The organism is Bradyrhizobium sp. USDA 4454, assembly GCF_054822705.1.
Window position 1 is genome coordinate 6,847,271 of record NZ_JBTRCN010000001.1, and the last position, 16,064, is coordinate 6,863,334.

General features: G+C 64.6%; 14 protein-coding genes. 7 read left to right on the forward strand and 7 right to left on the reverse strand.

Annotated elements, in window-relative coordinates:
* Positions 1 to 15: 15 nt before the first annotated feature.
* From ACVIW0_RS31845 to ACVIW0_RS31855, 3 genes are all read left to right on the forward strand, one after another.
* Complete coding sequence (locus tag ACVIW0_RS31845; protein ID WP_461355959.1) at positions 16 to 813, forward strand: N-formylglutamate amidohydrolase; 798 nt, start codon at positions 16 to 18, stop codon at positions 811 to 813.
* A 242-nt stretch (positions 814 to 1,055) separates the two neighbouring features.
* Positions 1,056 to 2,546, forward strand: a complete 1,491-nt coding sequence (locus ACVIW0_RS31850) for a DUF1963 domain-containing protein (RefSeq protein WP_461355960.1) — start codon at positions 1,056 to 1,058, stop codon at positions 2,544 to 2,546.
* 178 nt (positions 2,547 to 2,724) lie between these two features.
* The gene (locus ACVIW0_RS31855; protein WP_461355961.1) at positions 2,725 to 4,500 is read left to right on the forward strand and encodes an adenylate/guanylate cyclase domain-containing protein; all 1,776 of its coding nucleotides are present in this window, start codon (positions 2,725 to 2,727) and stop codon (positions 4,498 to 4,500) included.
* Positions 4,501 to 4,530: 30 nt separating this feature from the next.
* On the opposite strand, the gene ACVIW0_RS31860 is transcribed toward ACVIW0_RS31855, so the two are convergent.
* The 3 genes from ACVIW0_RS31860 to ACVIW0_RS31870 form a co-directional block, all read right to left on the reverse strand.
* A complete protein-coding gene (locus ACVIW0_RS31860) occupies positions 4,531 to 4,713 on the reverse strand; it encodes a hypothetical protein (protein ID WP_461355962.1) in 183 nt (60 codons plus the stop codon).
* Between the two features lie 7 nt (positions 4,714 to 4,720).
* The gene (locus ACVIW0_RS31865; RefSeq protein ID WP_461355963.1) at positions 4,721 to 5,884 is read right to left on the reverse strand and encodes a PepSY-associated TM helix domain-containing protein; all 1,164 of its coding nucleotides are present in this window, start codon (positions 5,882 to 5,884) and stop codon (positions 4,721 to 4,723) included.
* A 202-nt stretch (positions 5,885 to 6,086) separates the two neighbouring features.
* Positions 6,087 to 7,178: a CobW family GTP-binding protein gene (locus ACVIW0_RS31870; protein WP_461355964.1), complete on the reverse strand. Its 1,092-nt coding sequence runs from the start codon at positions 7,176 to 7,178 to the stop codon at positions 6,087 to 6,089.
* A 114-nt stretch (positions 7,179 to 7,292) separates the two neighbouring features.
* On the opposite strand from ACVIW0_RS31870, the gene ACVIW0_RS31875 reads away from it, so the two are divergent.
* Entirely contained in the window at positions 7,293 to 8,393 is a 1,101-nt protein-coding gene (locus ACVIW0_RS31875) for a cyclase family protein (RefSeq protein WP_461355965.1), read from the forward strand.
* 92 nt (positions 8,394 to 8,485) lie between these two features.
* On the opposite strand, the gene ACVIW0_RS31880 is transcribed toward ACVIW0_RS31875, so the two are convergent.
* Both ACVIW0_RS31880 and ACVIW0_RS31885 read right to left on the reverse strand, forming a co-directional pair.
* Positions 8,486 to 8,665 (reverse strand): hypothetical protein, encoded by a 180-nt coding sequence (locus tag ACVIW0_RS31880; RefSeq protein WP_461355966.1) that lies wholly within the window; start codon positions 8,663 to 8,665, stop codon positions 8,486 to 8,488.
* A gap of 9 nt (positions 8,666 to 8,674) precedes the next feature.
* Positions 8,675 to 8,908: a DUF6894 family protein gene (locus ACVIW0_RS31885; protein ID WP_461355967.1), complete on the reverse strand. Its 234-nt coding sequence runs from the start codon at positions 8,906 to 8,908 to the stop codon at positions 8,675 to 8,677.
* Positions 8,909 to 9,077: 169 nt separating this feature from the next.
* Here ACVIW0_RS31885 and ACVIW0_RS31890 point away from each other — a divergent pair, with 169 nt between their 5' ends.
* From ACVIW0_RS31890 to ACVIW0_RS31900, 3 genes are read left to right on the forward strand one after another with little or no spacing between them, the layout of a single operon-like run.
* Positions 9,078 to 9,764, forward strand: coding sequence for a TetR/AcrR family transcriptional regulator (locus tag ACVIW0_RS31890; protein WP_461355968.1), 687 nt, complete (start codon positions 9,078 to 9,080; stop codon positions 9,762 to 9,764).
* A complete protein-coding gene (locus tag ACVIW0_RS31895; RefSeq protein ID WP_461355969.1) occupies positions 9,761 to 12,442 on the forward strand; it encodes a molybdopterin-dependent oxidoreductase in 2,682 nt (893 codons plus the stop codon). The genes ACVIW0_RS31890 and ACVIW0_RS31895 overlap by 4 nt, the downstream gene beginning before the upstream one ends.
* Positions 12,439 to 13,362, forward strand: a complete 924-nt coding sequence (locus ACVIW0_RS31900) for an FAD binding domain-containing protein (RefSeq protein WP_461355970.1) — start codon at positions 12,439 to 12,441, stop codon at positions 13,360 to 13,362. Before ACVIW0_RS31895 ends, ACVIW0_RS31900 begins: the two co-directional genes overlap by 4 nt.
* Positions 13,363 to 13,427: 65 nt before the next feature.
* Here the strand turns inward: ACVIW0_RS31900 and ACVIW0_RS31905 are convergent, their stop codons facing one another.
* A complete protein-coding gene (locus tag ACVIW0_RS31905; RefSeq protein ID WP_461355971.1) occupies positions 13,428 to 15,218 on the reverse strand; it encodes an adenylate/guanylate cyclase domain-containing protein in 1,791 nt (596 codons plus the stop codon).
* A 143-nt stretch (positions 15,219 to 15,361) separates the two neighbouring features.
* Complete coding sequence (locus ACVIW0_RS31910) at positions 15,362 to 15,979, reverse strand: LysE family translocator (protein ID WP_050402699.1); 618 nt, start codon at positions 15,977 to 15,979, stop codon at positions 15,362 to 15,364.
* Positions 15,980 to 16,064: the final 85 nt, after the last annotated feature.

The following is a 16,064-nucleotide window of genomic DNA, read 5'->3' on the forward strand; positions in this document are numbered from 1 at the left end:
TGAGGAAAAAGGCCTGTGAATTACGTCGGCGGTCCATCGTTTCTTCTCGCAAGCACCGATGTCTCACCGGTTCTTGAACGTAATGCTGCCGGCCGCTCACCGTTCCTATTCACCTGCGATCACTTCGGCAGGCTGATTCCCTCTCCGCTCGGCGATCTCGGTCTGCCCGAAAGCGAGCTGGTCCGGCACATCGCCTGGGACATCGGCATCGCGGGCGTCGCAACCCGGCTCTCCGACCTGCTCGGCGCGCATTTGATCGCGCAGCGCTACTCGCGGCTCGTGATCGACTGCAACCGTCCGCCGCAGGTCGCAAGCTCGGTGCCGCTGATCAGCGAGGCCACCACCGTGCCCGGCAATGAGGGCCTGTCGCGCGAAGCCGCCGAGCTGCGCCGCGCGCAGATTTTCGATCCCTATCACGCGCGGATCGACGAGGTCATCGATCAACGCGCGCGCCAAGGCATGCCGACGGTGCTGGTGTCGCTGCACAGCTTCACGCCGGTTTACGCCGGCATCGCGCGGCCCTGGCACATCGGCACGCTGTATCACCACGACAAGGCGCTGCCGCCGCTGCTGCTGAAGCATCTGCGCGGCGAAGGCGATCTCGTGGTCGGCGACAACGAGCCCTATGCAGTCAGCGACGAGACCGACTACACGATCCCGGTGCACGGCGAGCAGCGGGGCTTGATGAATTCCGGCATCGAGATCAGGCAAGACCTGATCTCCGACCAGGCCGGTGAAACCGCGTGGGCCGAGCGGCTGGCGCGCATCCTCGGTGAGATCGAGGCGACGCTGCGCGCGGACGCGCTGATCTAGGGCCTGGACTCATCGAATCATCATCGATGTCCGCTTCGCTCTGATCGCGGCTGCCTCTGTGCGACCCCATGGGACCAGATGCCGGCATCGGACGCCACGAAAATGGTTAAACGACGCTGACAGGCGTGGTTTGGGATTCAACCAGTGCGGGTGAGATAGTTTAACGATCTTCTACCAAGATGCAGCGGCGAGAGCCTGATCACCAGAGCATTCGGCGGCACGTGCATGTAGAGGGCATTGCAATGGCCTATAGAGAGATTTTCTCGAAGCTGAAGGCGCTGCTTGGCGCGGCTGGCGCTCAGCAGCCCGGCGACGCACCTCGAGGGAAGATCACTGCTGCCGATCGGCAACTTGCCGAGAAGCTGCTCGACGGCCTGGTGTCGCAAGTTCTGCACGAACGGGAAATGGTCGAGGCGCGAGGCAAGGAGCCGTTGCTGGTGCGTCTCGTGCCGCAGGTGCCGGTGCGGGATCGCGACCAGGCCGTGGCCTGGATCGGCGGCGGCGCGCGTCTTCCGGACGGGCTGGAATGGCCGACCGTCGGCGATTCCGCCTTTCAGCTTCTGGTGCAGGTCGACTGCTCTCGATTGCCTGCCGGCCTCTGGGACGGGCTTGGTCCTCGGCACGGTTGGCTCGCCATCTTCCTGGACCCGCAAAACGTCAAGGCCAGGGTGCTTCACTTCTCCGATGCCGGCGAGTTCAGATCCTCGCCGCCGATACTCAAGGACTGTAGCATCACTGGATATGATGGCTATAAGCGTGCGGAAGCCTCCGATTATACCTGGGGCTTCCCGCGCTGGCCGATCGATATCGTGCCCGTCGAGCACGGACGCGACGACCCCTACCGGGAAGGCCGAGGCCGGAGCCAGATCGAATCGCAGCGCTACGACACACGCCACGACATCGTCACCGAGCAGCGCTGGCCGTTCGACTGGCCCACGGCACAGATGATGATAGATGGGGCGTTGTCCGCCTATGACGGCAGGATCTCCAGCAGCGGACTACCTGACTTCCTGAAGCCCGAGGTGCTTGCCAAGGCAAAGCAGGCGATCATCGATGCCGAACAAGCGGGCGCTGCTGCCGAAGCCGTTGCCGACATGCGCATCAATTATGACGAGCGTTGTGCCATGGTTGCCGTCCAGGAATTCAATTCGAGCAATTGCGCGGCCATCGTGGATCGTCTGCGCGCGCTGAAGGCCCGGATCGATGCCATGGCCGCGAGCGAGACCTTTTCGTCCGGTGCGATAGGGACGGTTTTGGCCGAGATGAAAGCCATGGTGTGGATGCACAAGAGCGTACCGCCGCAGTATCGCGATGGACAAAAGCTCTCCGGTATTCAACGCGCGGCGGAAGGTGTGCAGACTTTTGCGCTGCCGTTGACGACTCACGACCCTGCGGCGGCGCCATCGTGGGTTTACCATTTCGAGACCCGTTTGCTGGAGGCCGCAAAGTCGGCTTACCTGCGCGATCCCACGGCGCTGCCGGCTGCACTCGTGGCCGATTGCGAGGAGGTCTGGCGTGATCAGGCGGCGTGCGAGATGGTGAGCATGGGGCATGTGCCGCAGGGATATGTCCACCAATATGACCAGGCCGAAGACGTGACGCTGGTCGAGATCCCTTCGAGCCGCCTCATCGGATGGCAGTTCGGCGATGTCTACAATCTGGTCATCACGGTCAAGAAGGCCGCGCTGTCTCGCGGAGACTTCTCGGAACCTCTCGTTCAGGTCTCCAACTGAGCGCTTCGTTCGAGCGGCGAGCAAGAGAACGGCTGCTGCCAACCTGAGCGCTTGCCCGGCTGCGTGCGGAGGCGCTGATCTAGGCTGTCGAACGGCCAGCCCGGGCCGCGGCCCCTAGCCCGAAGGCAACCCGGCGTGCTTTAATCGGCCGGCTTGAACTTCCGGTTAGGATAGTTCCGTGTCACCCGAGCGCGTGGAGAGGCGACTGGCGGCAGTGCTGGCGGCGGATGTCGCCGGCTATAGTCGCCTGATGGGAGCGGACGAGGAAGGCACGCTCGCTCGGCTCAAGTCCATCAGAAAGGAGCTCATTGACCCGACGATCGCCGCTCATCGAGGCCGCATCGTCAAGACAACCGGCGACGGCATGCTCGTCGAATTCGGCAGTGCCGTCGATGCAGCACGCAGCTCCGCAGAGGTTCAAAGCAGGATGGCGGAGCTGAACGCCTCGGCACCGCAACAGCAGCGGATCGAATTTCGCATCGGCATTCACGTCGGCGACATCATCATCGACAACGACGACATCTTCGGCGACGGCGTCAATATCGCCGCGCGGCTGGAGAGCATTGCCGACCCGGGCGGCGTATGCCTGTCTGACGACGCCTACCGGCAGATCAGGGGCAAGGTCGGTGCAGCCCTTGAGGACATGGGCCAGCAAAATCTGAAAAACATCACTGAACCTATCCGCGCCTGGCGAATGAAGATCGGCGACGGAACCTCGCCCGAGCGCCATCCAACTCGCGCCGAATCGCACCCAGTCCGCCCATCCTCCGGAAAACCGTCGATCGCGGTGCTGCCGTTCCAGAACATGAGCGGCGACAACGAGCAGGAGTATTTCGCGGACGGGATCGCGGAAGACGTCCTGACGACCCTGTCGAAGATTCAAGAATTGATGGTGATCGCTCGCAACTCGAGCTTTGCATTCAAGGGACAGAACCGGGACCTTCGCGAGATCGGCCGGATATTGGGTGCCCGCTATCTGCTGGAAGGAAGTGTTCGAAAGATCGGCAATCGCGTCAGGTTGACGGCGCAGTTGATTGACAGTCGGGACGGCGGCCATCTTTGGGCGGATCGCTTTGACGGAAACCTGGACGACGTGTTCGATCTCCAGGACCGAATTACGCAAGAGATCGTCGAGGCGCTTGAAGTCCAGTTGACGGTCGGCGAACGCGCACGGGTATGGAGAAAGCGCTCGGGCAGCCCGCTGGCTTATGAGTATGTCTTGAAGGGACGCGCCCTCTACGTCAGTTTCTCAAGGCAAACTCACGCACAGGCCCGGAGGCTTTTTGAGCAAGCGCTGGACCTCAATCCCGCCTTCATGCCGGCACTCTACCTGTTGGGTCTCACTCTGACCGACCAGGCGCGCTTCGGTTGGGAGAAAGATGAATACGGCACGTATCAGGCCGCGCTGGACTGCGCTGATCGGGCTCTCGCCGCCGACCCCAGCTTCGGCGAAGCATACCTGGTCATCGGCTATGTCCACACCTTTCAACGCCGCCATGACGAGGCCGTGGCGGCAGGAGAAACGGCGATCAGCCTCGCTCCGAGCAGCTCCGATGCTCATCACATGGCGGGCATGTATCACGGCTACGCCGGCAATTTCAGAAAGGCCGTTGTCTATGAAGAGCACGCCCAACGGCTTAGTCCGATTGAACGCAATGAATCCATGGTCGACGAAGCTCGAGCGAGATTCCATCTTGGAGATTTCGCGACGGCGCACGACATTGTGTCTCGCGTGCTGAAACAACGGCCGCTCTGGCTGACCGCGCAATCGACGCTCATAGCGGCGCTCTGGAATCTCGGCAGGCAGGATGAAGCGCGCGTCGCCGCGGCCGACTTGCTGACCGGCCATCCCAATTTCACCTTGGCGCGCTGGGCGCGGCTACTTCCGTATCGTCGGCAAGACGACCTGGACGCATTGGTCACTCCCTTGCGGATGGCCGGGCTTCCGGAGTGAAGGATTCTTGAACCATCAGGTGCACCTGCCTCAATTCGTCCGGCGCCGCCAGATGAACACGAGATAGAGCAGCACCGGCAGGCCGAGCGCGGCCCAGGAGACGGCATCCCACCAGCCGTCGCCGACCAGCGCGCTGATCAGTCCGACCGTGCTCACGATCGCGATCACGAGCGGCGCGGCGAAGATCTGGGTCAACGAGCGATGTGCGAGCATGCGGATGTCACGACGTGAGTGCGGGGCTGTCGATGGAGGCTGCGTTGGCGATGGCGCGCTCCTGGCTGACGCCCGCCCTGCGCCGGCGCATCCATAGATACACGCCGGTCACCAGGATGAAGATCGTCAGGACGTCGAGCAGCGCCCACACGATCTTCAGCGGCATGCCGCCGTAATCGCCGAAATGCAGCGGCTGCGAAATATACAGCGTCGACACATACCAGGGCATATCGCGGCTGTCGGTCAGCGTGCCGGTTTCGGCATCGATCAAAGCGGGCTTCAGCAGCCGCGAGGTCAGCGGCGTATCGCCATGCAGGAACACCGCATAGTGGCTCTTGGTGCTGAACAGCGTGCCCGGGAAGGCGACGAAGCTCGGCGTCATGCCGGGCACTGCATGCCTGGCCACCTCGACGGCGCCATTCAACGAGGTCAGCTTCGAGGGCACCGGCCGGTCCTTGTACTGCGCGGTCATCTCGGCGAGCTGGCCGAATTGCCACATCTTGAGCACGAGATCGGCCCAGGTGTTGATGACGCCGGTGAAGCCGACCACCAGCGTCCACGCCACCAGCAGGATGCCGGCGAGATTGTGGACGTCGAGCCAGCGCACCACGCGGGTCCGTTTTGCGCGGTAGGTGCCGAAGCGCAGCTTCCGCATCGACGGCGCGTAGACCACGATGCCGGAAATGATCGCGACACAGAACAGGATCCCCATGAAACCGAGGAACAGTTTCCCCGGGAGGCCTGCGAACATGTCGGTGTGCAGCTTCAGCATGATGTAGGTGAAGCGGCCGGTGACATCGGGCGAATCGAGATAGGCGCCGCTATGCGTATCCATCCGGACCAGCAGGTTGTTGGTCGGATTGGCGTCGATCGTCGGACCGACGCTGACCCAGATCGCACCGGGCTCGTCGCGATCCCAGATCAGGAAGTGCGGCACCTTGCCCGGCGCCCGCGCCAGCGCGTTAGCAAGCAGATGGTCGAGATTGGCAGGCGGCGTGCCGGCCGGCACCTCGGCCGGCTTGACCGAACTGTGCAAGAGATCGTCGATCTCGTCGTGGAAGATCAGGGGCAGGCCGGTGATGCACAACAGCAGCATGAACAAGGTGCAGATCAGGCTGGTCCATTTGTGGACGGCGCCCCACCGCCGCAGGGATTTGGTCGTCGCAGTCAACTTCGGTCGCCTATTTCAAGTACGCTTTCTCGCCGTCACTAACACGACGAAGGAGCTGCGCGGCCCCGCGGAAGTTAGAACGCGTCCAGTGTTGGATTTATCGCCGGCGATGTTGCGTGCCCGCAACGCGCGCTGAGGAGAACTGCGACGATGCATCGCAGCTTTCACGGCGATCCTTAGGATCATTCTAACTTGCGATCGATCACGCCGGGATGCGCCCGGCCTGCCATAGCGCGATCACTTCGTCGCGCGCGATGCCGCGGGTGATGAACACGATGCGCGAGCGGCGGTCGGCGTCGGGCCACCCGGCAAGCGCCACCGGCGGATGGAAGACGTGGTGCACGCCATGGATCGCGACCGGCGTCGCTTCATCGCGCAGATTGAGGATGCCCTTGACCCGCAACAGATCCTCACCGCGGGCGTGGCGCAGATAAGCGAGCCACTGCGCGACGGCCATCCAGTCGAGCGGCTCGTCGAACGTGAGCGCGAAACTCGTGATCGCGGCATCGTGGCCGTGATTGATGTGATGGCTGCCATCATGATGATGATCATGATCGTCGTGATCATCATGCGCGGGATGCGCATGCCGGTCCACGCAGGATCCGGCAAAGGCCTGCGCGTTGAGCCAGCGTTCGACGTCGACCGTCTGCTTCTCGGGATCGACCAGCGCGGCGCCGAACAGGCGGTCCGGATCGATCTCGCCATGCGTCACGCGCGCAATCCTGGCGCCGGGGTTGAGGCGGCGCAGCCGTCGCTCCAATGCGTCAACGTCGTTGACCAAATCGCTCTTGGTGATCAGCAGCCGGTCGGCCAGCGCCACCTGCTTCACCGCCTCGTATTGCCGGTCCAGCTGGTGGATCGCGTTGGCGGCATCGACGGTCGTCACCACGGCATCGAGCCGCAGGAAATGCGAGACCAGCGGATTGTTCAGCAGCAACTGCACGATCGGCGCGGGATCCGCCAGCCCCGTGGTCTCGACCAGAATTCGCCGGAACGGCGGCACCTCGCCGCGATCGCGCCGCACCAGCAGCGCGCGCAGCGTCTCCTCGAGATCGCTCCGGATTGTGCAGCAAATACAACCGCTCGCGAGAACAACCAGCTCGCCATCGACGCGTTCGACAAGCAGGTGATCGAGCGCGACCTCGCCGTATTCGTTGATGATGACGGCGCTGTCGCCCATCGCCTCGTGACGCAACAGATGATTGAGCAGCGTCGTCTTGCCGCTGCCGAGGAAGCCGGTGATGACAGACACCGGCAACCGATCGGCGGACTTGTCCTTCTCGAACAGACTCATCGGCGCGCTCATCCCAACCGTCTTATTTTTGTCGCTGGACAACAGCCTAGCCGAGGAGGAGCATGCCGAAAACAAATTTCAGCCCGAACATCGGGCGCAACCTGGGAGGGAAGCATGGACGACGACGTCAAGGGCGACGCGCGAACAAGCGGGATGGCCGCAACCGACCGCCGCACCCTGCTCCGCACGGCAGGCCTCGCCGGCGCCGCGGGCGCGACGACGCTGGCGGGCGCGATGCACGGCAAGTTCTCGCTCGCACCAATCAGCACAGCGCAGGCACAGACCGCCACCGCGATGCCCAAGGGCACCGACAAGCCGTGGTGGCCTTCGAAATGGGGCGCGGACGACGAGGCCGGCGCTTCCAACCACATCACGCCGGAAAAAGTGCTCGACACCGTCAAGTGGATCAAGGACGGCAAGATCTACAAGATCGGCCGCGTCTACGAAGGCGGCATGCCGCTGTTCGGTCCGCGCGCGTTCACGCTGCGTATCCCGGGCGGCCCGACCGGCGGTCCGTTCGGCGACAACAAGCTGGTCTATCACGACGAGTTCCTCTCCACCGAGATCGGCCAGACCGGCACGCAGTTCGACGGCCTCGGCCATATCGGCATCCAGATGGGCAAGGACGGCGACAAGAGCGAGATGCGATTCTACAACGGCCACACCGCGCTCGAGATCAGTGACGCCTACGGCCTCAAGAAGCTCGGCGTCGAGAAGCTGAAGCCGCTGTTCACCCGCGCACATCTCCTCGACATGGTCGCGCTCAAGGGCGGCATGATGGACGCCGGCCAGGAGATCACCGCCGCCGACATCAAGGCAGCGCTGCAGAAGCAGAACATCAATGAGAGCGACATCAAGCCGGGCGACGCGATCATGTTCCACACCGGCTGGGGCTCGCTCTGGATGAAGAACAATGACCGCTTCAACAGCGGCGAGCCGGGCATCGGCCTCGACGCCGCGAAATGGGTGGTCGAGAAGGATCTCGCGCTCACCGGCGCCGACACCTGGGCGGTCGAGGTGGTGCCCAATCCCGACAAGACGCTCGCCTTCGCGGTGCATGCCGAGCTGCAAACCAAGCACGGCATCCACAACCACGAGAACCTGATCTTCGACGAGCTGATCGCCGACAAGAAGTACCAGTTCGTCTATTGCTTCGCGCCGGCCCCCATCAAGGGCGCGACGGGAAGCAACGGCTGCCCGATCGCGATCACCTGAGCGGGGATATCGGCGTGGGCGGCTGAAGCCGTCCACGCGACGTGCCGGCGCAGCATTCGATCGCCGTCGATCGACAGACCTCAGGTCCGCATTCAGCCGGCCGGCGCGGCGCGGACGGCATGTTTCGCGTTCCATTTGGGGCCCGGCCCGCGCATGTAGTGCAGTTCGGGCCGGGAGGGATCGCGCATTCGCGCAATCAAGTTCTGCCAGCCCGTCGTGATCGCGTTGAAGCCGCGGCGAAGAGGCAGCAATGATGATTGGGATGACGACATGGCTCGCTCTCAGTGCGGCTTTCCCAGAACCGACGCGAAGGACAGGATCACGATCTCCTCGCCGGTCTCGTCGCTGACATGCACGGCCCAATCGCGCCAGTCTTCCAGGCTGGCCGATGCGATCAGCGAGCGCATCATGCAGGTCGCCGCCTCGCAGGCCTCGGAGAGGCTGGTCACCGCGGTGCCGCGGCGATCCATCAACACCCCGCGCGTGTTCGAGCAATGGAAATAGACCTGAGCCATCTGCGTATCCTCGCAAGCTGCGGGTGAGCAGGCCCGCCTGCATGACGAAGCTCTACGCAACCGGCGCGCGACCATCCGTGATGCAGTTCACACAGGCTTGAGCAGCCACGGCGCCGCGCTTCACCAAATCGCGATTTGACAGTTTTTATATTTTTGTCAAATTCGTCAAATGGGACCGAAAACCCGCATTCTCGACGCCGCCATGCTGGTTTTCCGCCGGCACGGCTTTCGCCGCTCCTCCATCGAGCAGGTCGCCGAAGCGGCCGGCCTGACGCGGCAGGCGCTCTATCACCATTTTGAATCCAAGGAGGCGCTGTTCCGCGCCGTGATCGAGGGCGTGCATGAGAGCGCCATCGCGGCCGAGGACAGCGCCGTCGCCGCGGCCGAGGCGGCGGGCGGCAATCTCGGCGACATCCTCGCCGCGGGCATGACCGCGCGGATCTCGACCATGATCGCCTCGCTGGACAACTCGCCGCATCTCGAGGAATTGTATTCAGAGCACCTCGTGCACGCGCGCGACCTCTACCAGACCTATGCCGCGCGCCATACCGAGCGCGTGGCCGCCACCATCGCGCGGGTCGTGCACAAGCAGCAGCTTGTGCTGCCGCAGAAGCTGTCGCCGGCGGAATTCGCGCGGCTGGTCGAGATGTCGATGTACGCCGCGAAGTCGCAATATCCGGCGATGCAGCCGGCCGATGCGTTCCTGAAGGACATGGCGATCATGGTGCGGACGCTCTGCGCCGGCGCTGTGCCGAGATCCGAGACAAAATCCTCGTCGAAATTACGACAGCCGCCCGCCAGGAAGGCGGCAATCCGCAACAAGCCGACACGCAGGACAACTGGAGGACAGTCATGACCACGACGACCGTCAACGGCCGCGTCGAATCCCTGCCCGACGATACCGACGCGCTCCTGATCGACATCGTGCGCGACCAGCTCAAGCTCACCGGCACCAAGCTGGTGTGCGGCGCCGGCGTCTGCGGCGCCTGCACCGTGCTGGTCGACGGCGCGCCGGTCACAAGCTGCCTGATGCCGGCAAAGGCTGCCGCCGGCAAGGCGGTGACGACGGTGGAAGGCATCAGCGCCGCCGGGCTGCATCCGGTGCAGAAGGCGTTCATGGCGCATGACGCCCTGCAATGCGGCTTCTGCACGCCGGGCTTCATCGTGGAATCTGTCGCGTTCTGCGACCAATGGCGCGCGACCAGGGGAACGGCCGTACCCTCGCGCGAGGAGATCGGCGCGGCGCTGTCGGGCCATCTCTGCCGCTGCGGCGCCTATGACGGGATCTTCCGCGCGGTGGCGGACGCCTGCGCCGGCCGTTTCGACGGCGACAATGTCGCAGCACCCCGCATCGAGGCGCGCGACAAGGTGACCGGTGCTGCGAAATACACCGTCGACATCAAGCATGACGGCCAGCTCGAAGGCCTGATCCTGCGCTCGCGCGAGGCGCATGCGCGCATCACCACGCTCGATCTGGCGCCGGCGCGGGCGCTCGCCGGCGTCACGGCGGTGTCGCTGCTCGGCGACGACAAGATCGTGCGCTATGTCGGCGAGCCGATCGCGGCGGTCGCAGCGAGCGATCGCAAGGCGGCGCTGGCCGCGCTCGCCGCGATCAAGCTGACTTGCGAAAAACTGCCCGCGGTGGTCGGGCTCGACGCCGGACGCAGGGACGGCGCACCGGTGGTGTTCGACAAAGCGAGCCGCAAGCGCGCCGGCAACGTCTCGGAAGCGGCCGGCGGGCCGGCACCATGGAAGCAGAACATCCGTGGCCCGACCGCGGTGTTCTCGACCCGTGCCAAGAAGGCGCGCACATGGGTGGATGAGGCGCGCCAGGCGAGCAACAAGCTGCTGGTCGAAGCCACCTTCCGCACCGCCACGCAACAGCATGCATGCCTCGAGCCGCACGCCGCGGTGGCGCGCTTCGACGGTGACCGGCTGACCCTGCACGCCTCGACCCAGCAGGTGTTTCATCTCAAGGAGCAGATCGCAAAACGCTATAAGCTCGATCACGACAAGGTCCGCGTGATCGCCGATCACGTCGGCGGCGGTTTCGGATCGAAGTCGAGCCTCGGTACCGAGACGATCGCCGCGATCGAGCTGGCGCGCGCGGCGAATGCGCCGGTGCGCGTCGTCTACGATCGCCAGGAGGAGCTCTCCGTCGCCGGCTATCGGCCGGCCGCCGAACTGAAGGTCGCGCTGCTCCCTTCCGATGAGGGCAAGCTGAAAGCACTCTCCGTGACCGCACATGCCGACACGGGCGCCGCGACCAACTCGACCATCGCGGGCCTGGCGCGGCTGATCTATCCGGCCGAGGCCAAGGATCTTTCGGATTTCGACGTCATCAGCAATCTGCCGCCCGGCGCCGCCTTCCGCGGCCCCGGCGGTCCACCGATGGCGTTCGCGGTCGAGCAATCGATCGACGAAGCCGCGCTGCGGCTCAAGGTCGACCCGATCGCGCTGCGCAAGCGCTGGGACCCCGATCCCAACCGCCAGCGGCTCTACGACTGGGCCTCCGGGCTCGAGATCTGGCGCAATCGCAAACCACAGCAGACCGGCCGCTATCGCCGCGGCATCGGGGTCGCGACCGGCTATTGGCTCTATCTCTGGCAGCCCAAGGTGAAGGTCGAGGTCGCGGTCAAGGGCGGCCGCATCGTCGCCAGCACCGCCACGCAGGACATCGGCACCGGGACCCGCAGCATCCTTGCCGACACCATCGCGCGCGAGTTCGATCTCGAGCCCTCCGATATCGACGTGCGGATCGGCGATTCCGCGCTGCCGGTAGGACCCGGCTCCGGCGGCAGCCGCGTTACCGCCTCGGTGATGCCGCCGACGCTGCTCGCGGTGCGCAAGCTGAAGGCCGCGATCCTCGAACGGGCCACACGAAAACCTGCGCCCGGCTCGAACGCGCCGTGGCGCGAGCTGATCGCGCGCTCACGCGACATCGCGGTGACCGAGGCGCGCGGCGAGGACGGCAAGAACACCGCGCCTGGCATCCGCTCGCCGCTGCGCGAGCTCGGCCTGATCGGCATGGTGTTCGGCTGGATGATGCGGCGCTCCTCCAACATCGCGGTCGGCGCCGGCGTGCCGAGTTCGGTGCAGGTGATCGAGGTCGAGGTCGACACCTGGCTCGGCCATGTCCGCGTGCTCAACGTGCATACCGGGATTGCTGTCGGCAAGATCGCCTCGCCCGCGCTGGCGCGCAGCCAGGCCTGCGGCGCGGTGATCCAGGGCCTCGGCTACGCGCTCTATGAGGCGCGCGAGCTCGATCCGAACAGCGGCGACGTCCTCACCGCCGGCATGGAAGATTATCGCATCCCGGGCATCGCGGACACGCCCGAGATCGACGTGCATTTCGACGAAGCCGGCTTCGACCATGTGCTCGGCAACAGCGTCGGCATCGGCGAAGCCTCGACGGTGCCGACCTCGGCTGCCGTCGCCAACGCGATCCATGACGCGATCGGCGTCCGCCTCACTGAGATTCCGATCCGGCCCGACCGCATCGTTGCCGCGCTGAAAGGGAGGGATGCCGCATGAGCACCGCAATTGCCCCGTCAATGTCAGCGCCCGAATTCCGTGCCGCCGGCACCGACCTGTCGGAACGCCGCCGCAGCGGCCTGTCATGCGGCACCGTCATCGATCTCACCGCCAGTCCCGATACGATCGGGATCAAATGGAATGCCGACGGCGCGGCGCGCATCGGCGCGTTGACCGCGATCGCTGCGATCGCATTCGACGCGCGGCTGGCCCAGGCCTATCCTGGCATCGCCGCGAGTGCGCAGGGCCTCGCCACGCCGCAGATCCGGCACATGGCGACGCTCGGCGGCAACCTCGCGCAGCGTTCACGCTGCTGGTATTTCCGCAATCCGCAGATCGCCTGCCTCAAGAAGGGCGGCTCCGACTGTCCGGCGCGATCCGGCAACCATCTCTATCACGTCGCGTTCGATCTCGGCCCTTGCGTGGCGCCGCATCCCTCGACGATGGCGATGGCGCTGCTCGCCTATGATGCGAAGATCATCACCGACCGGCGCAGCGGATTGTCGATCTCCGACCTGCTCGGCGACGGCAGCAACGGCACGGTCGACAATCTGCTTGCACCGGGCGAACGAATCGAGCGGATCGAGCTGCCCGCCCCGCTGGCCGGCGAGCGCGCGCTCTACAAGCGCGCCATCAGCCGCACGCATGCGGAATGGCCGCTGGTCGAGATCTGCGTGCGGGCCGTGATCTCCGGCGGCGCGTTCCGAGAGGTCCACATCAGCGCCGGCGGCATCGCTCCGGTGCCGCTGCGACTCACGGCATCTGCGGAGGCGCTGGAGGGAAAGCCAGCCAATGCGGCGACGATTGCGCAAGCCGCCGAGCTCGCAACATCGGGGGCAAAGCCACTGCCGATGACCGGATACAAGCTTGAGCTGCTGACCGGCCTGGTGCGCGACGTCGTCGAGCGGATTGCGGCGTAGGATCAGCCGTCCCTTCGCATTCCCGAAGCGACGTCTGCGATCGAAGCGCGTCGATCCGGGAAGACTTATGCCGGAATACCTGCCTCGCACAGCACGGCGACCATGCGGTCGCCCCATTCGGCGGTTCTGGTCGGAAAATTCTGCCGCGCGTAGGAAGCGCGGAAGTCAGGCCGCAGCTTGAGCAGGCGGCCGGCGACGGCGCGCGCCTCGTCGAGACGCCCGGAGCCGACTTCGTTCATGATCAACGCGCTGAGCGTGTGCGCATCCTCCCCGACCACGAGCGCCTTGGCAGCGGCCGCACGGCCCTGCTCATACTCACCGAGCATGAAATGGGCGAAGCTGATTCCGTTCCACATCGATGCCCGCCCGGGATCGATCGGGCTGAGCTGCAGCCTGCGCTCAAAACTCTCGATCGCGCGTGCCGGCTGGACGCACATGAGCGAAATCCAGCCGCGATATCCCCACGCCGCAGCATCGTTCGAATTGAGCGAGATCGCCTCTTCGATCATGGTCTCGGCGCGATCGTAATCACGGCCGAGATAGGCAAACATGTGAGCCGCACGCGCCAGCACGTACGGATCGTCACCGGCCAGCGCGCAGGCGAGTTCGGCGATCCGCAGCGCCTCTGCCAACTCCTCCGTCCCGGGGGGAGTGCCACGCGCGGTCTGTTTGAGCAGTGACGAATAGGCCAGCATGATCTGAGCGGCCGCATAACTGGGATCAAGCGCGCAGGCTCTTTTGAACCACTCGCCGAGTTCGCCGCTGGAGCCCCACTTGGAGCGGTCCGCATATGCCGCAATGCCTCTCAGGAAAAGATCGTAGCTGTCGAGACGATCGGTCGGCTTGTTTCTGGTTCGTTCGATCTCGCTCTGCTGGATTTTTGGCGCGATGACGCTGACAACATTTGCGGTGACCTGGTCCTGCAGGTCGAACACGTCCTTCAGCTCACCGTCGAACCTGTCTGCCCAGAGATGCGCTCCGCTGCCGGCCTCGATCAGTTGCGCGGTGATCCGAACGCGGCCGCTCGACTTGCGCACCGAACCTTCGAGCACGTATCGCACGCCGAGTTCGCGCCCGACCTGCTTGATGTCGACGGGCTTTCCTTTGTAGGTGAAGCTTGAATTGCGCGCGATCACGAACAGCGATCTGAAGCGCGATAGCGCCGTGATGATGTCCTCGACGACACCGTCGGCAAAATATTCCTGCTCCGGATCGCCGCTCATGTTCTGGAACGGCAGCACCGCGATGGAGGCCTTCTCGGCAAGCGCGGGCAGAGAAGCCGGAGCGGCAGAAGCGGGTCTTGCGACCATGGCCGTTGCGACGGCGTCGCCAACGCGAAGCCTCCAGGCACGAACCGGCTCCGCAATGTTCTTCAGAACCTGCGGCCCCAGATCCTCGAAGGCCGCGTCGACCTTGCCGCGAACCTGCCGTTGCGCGTCGTCGGAAATGCAAACCCCGCCCGGTTCGGCAATCCCCTCCAGGCGCGCTGCGATGTTGACGCCATCGCCAAAGATATCGTTGTCGTCAAAAATGATGTCGCCGATGTGGATTCCGATCCGGAATTGGAGCCGCTGCTCAGTTGCAACGGCAACATTCTGATCGGCCATTCGACGCTGAACTTCAACGGCACTGCGCACCGCATCGACGGCGCTAGCAAATTCAACGAGTAGTCCGTCGCCGGTGGTTTTGACGACGCGGCCGCGATGTGCCGTCAGCACCGGATCGAGCAGCGTCCGCCTGACCGACTTCAGCCTGGCCAGGGTGCCTTCCTCATCGATCCCCATCAGCCGACTGTAGCCGGCGATATCCGCCGCCAGAACCGCTGCCAGACGCCGATCCACGCTATCGGTGGCCAAGGAATGCCCCCAAAGACGGGTTAATTCTCATCGCCGATCAAAGCATGGCTGACGGCCACCGGGCTAGAGCAAAACGTCTGCCGTGGTTTACGCACGCCGGAAATTGGGGTCGGTGACGATCTTGAGACTGTCGCCCGGCAGATCTATCGCGCCCGGGTCAGCGCCAGCCAGATGCCGCCGCCGATCATGAAGCCGCCCGAGATGCGCGACATCAGCCGCGTCCGCTCCTTGGAGAAGAATTTTCGGGCGCGGCCGGCCGCCAGCGCGTAGGCGGCATCGGTCAGCACTGCGGTTGCCATGAAGGTGACGCCGAGCAGCGCCACCTGCGGCAAATGCGGCTTGTCCATGTCCATGAACTGCGGGATGAAGGCGCCGAAGAACACCAGCACCTTCGGGTTCGAGAGCAGTACCAGAAAGCCCTGCAGGAAGAACCCGCCGCGCGGCGGCGGCGGCCTGTCGTCGGTGCCGACGCCTTCGACCGGCGAGCGGATCAGCTTGATGCCGAGCCAGACCAGATAGGCGGCGCCGGCAAAGCGCACCCAGTTGAACCAGTAACCCATGGTCGCCATCAGCGAGGTCAGGCCGACCGCGACGATGCCGATCACGATCGCGAGCCCGACCTGCGCGCCCAGCACATTGGTCAGCGCGGCGCGGGTGCCGTAGCGCAGCCCGTTGGCGATCACCATCGTGACGATCGGACCGGGTAACAGCGCCAGCGCAATGCAGGCGGCGACGAAGGCGAAATAGGCTTGCAGGGACATCGGGGCTCGTTCGTTTCTGAGCGTCATTATGCACGAGACTGGCAGACATGGAAGCGCGCCCGGGCGTCCAAACACACGCTCTTGA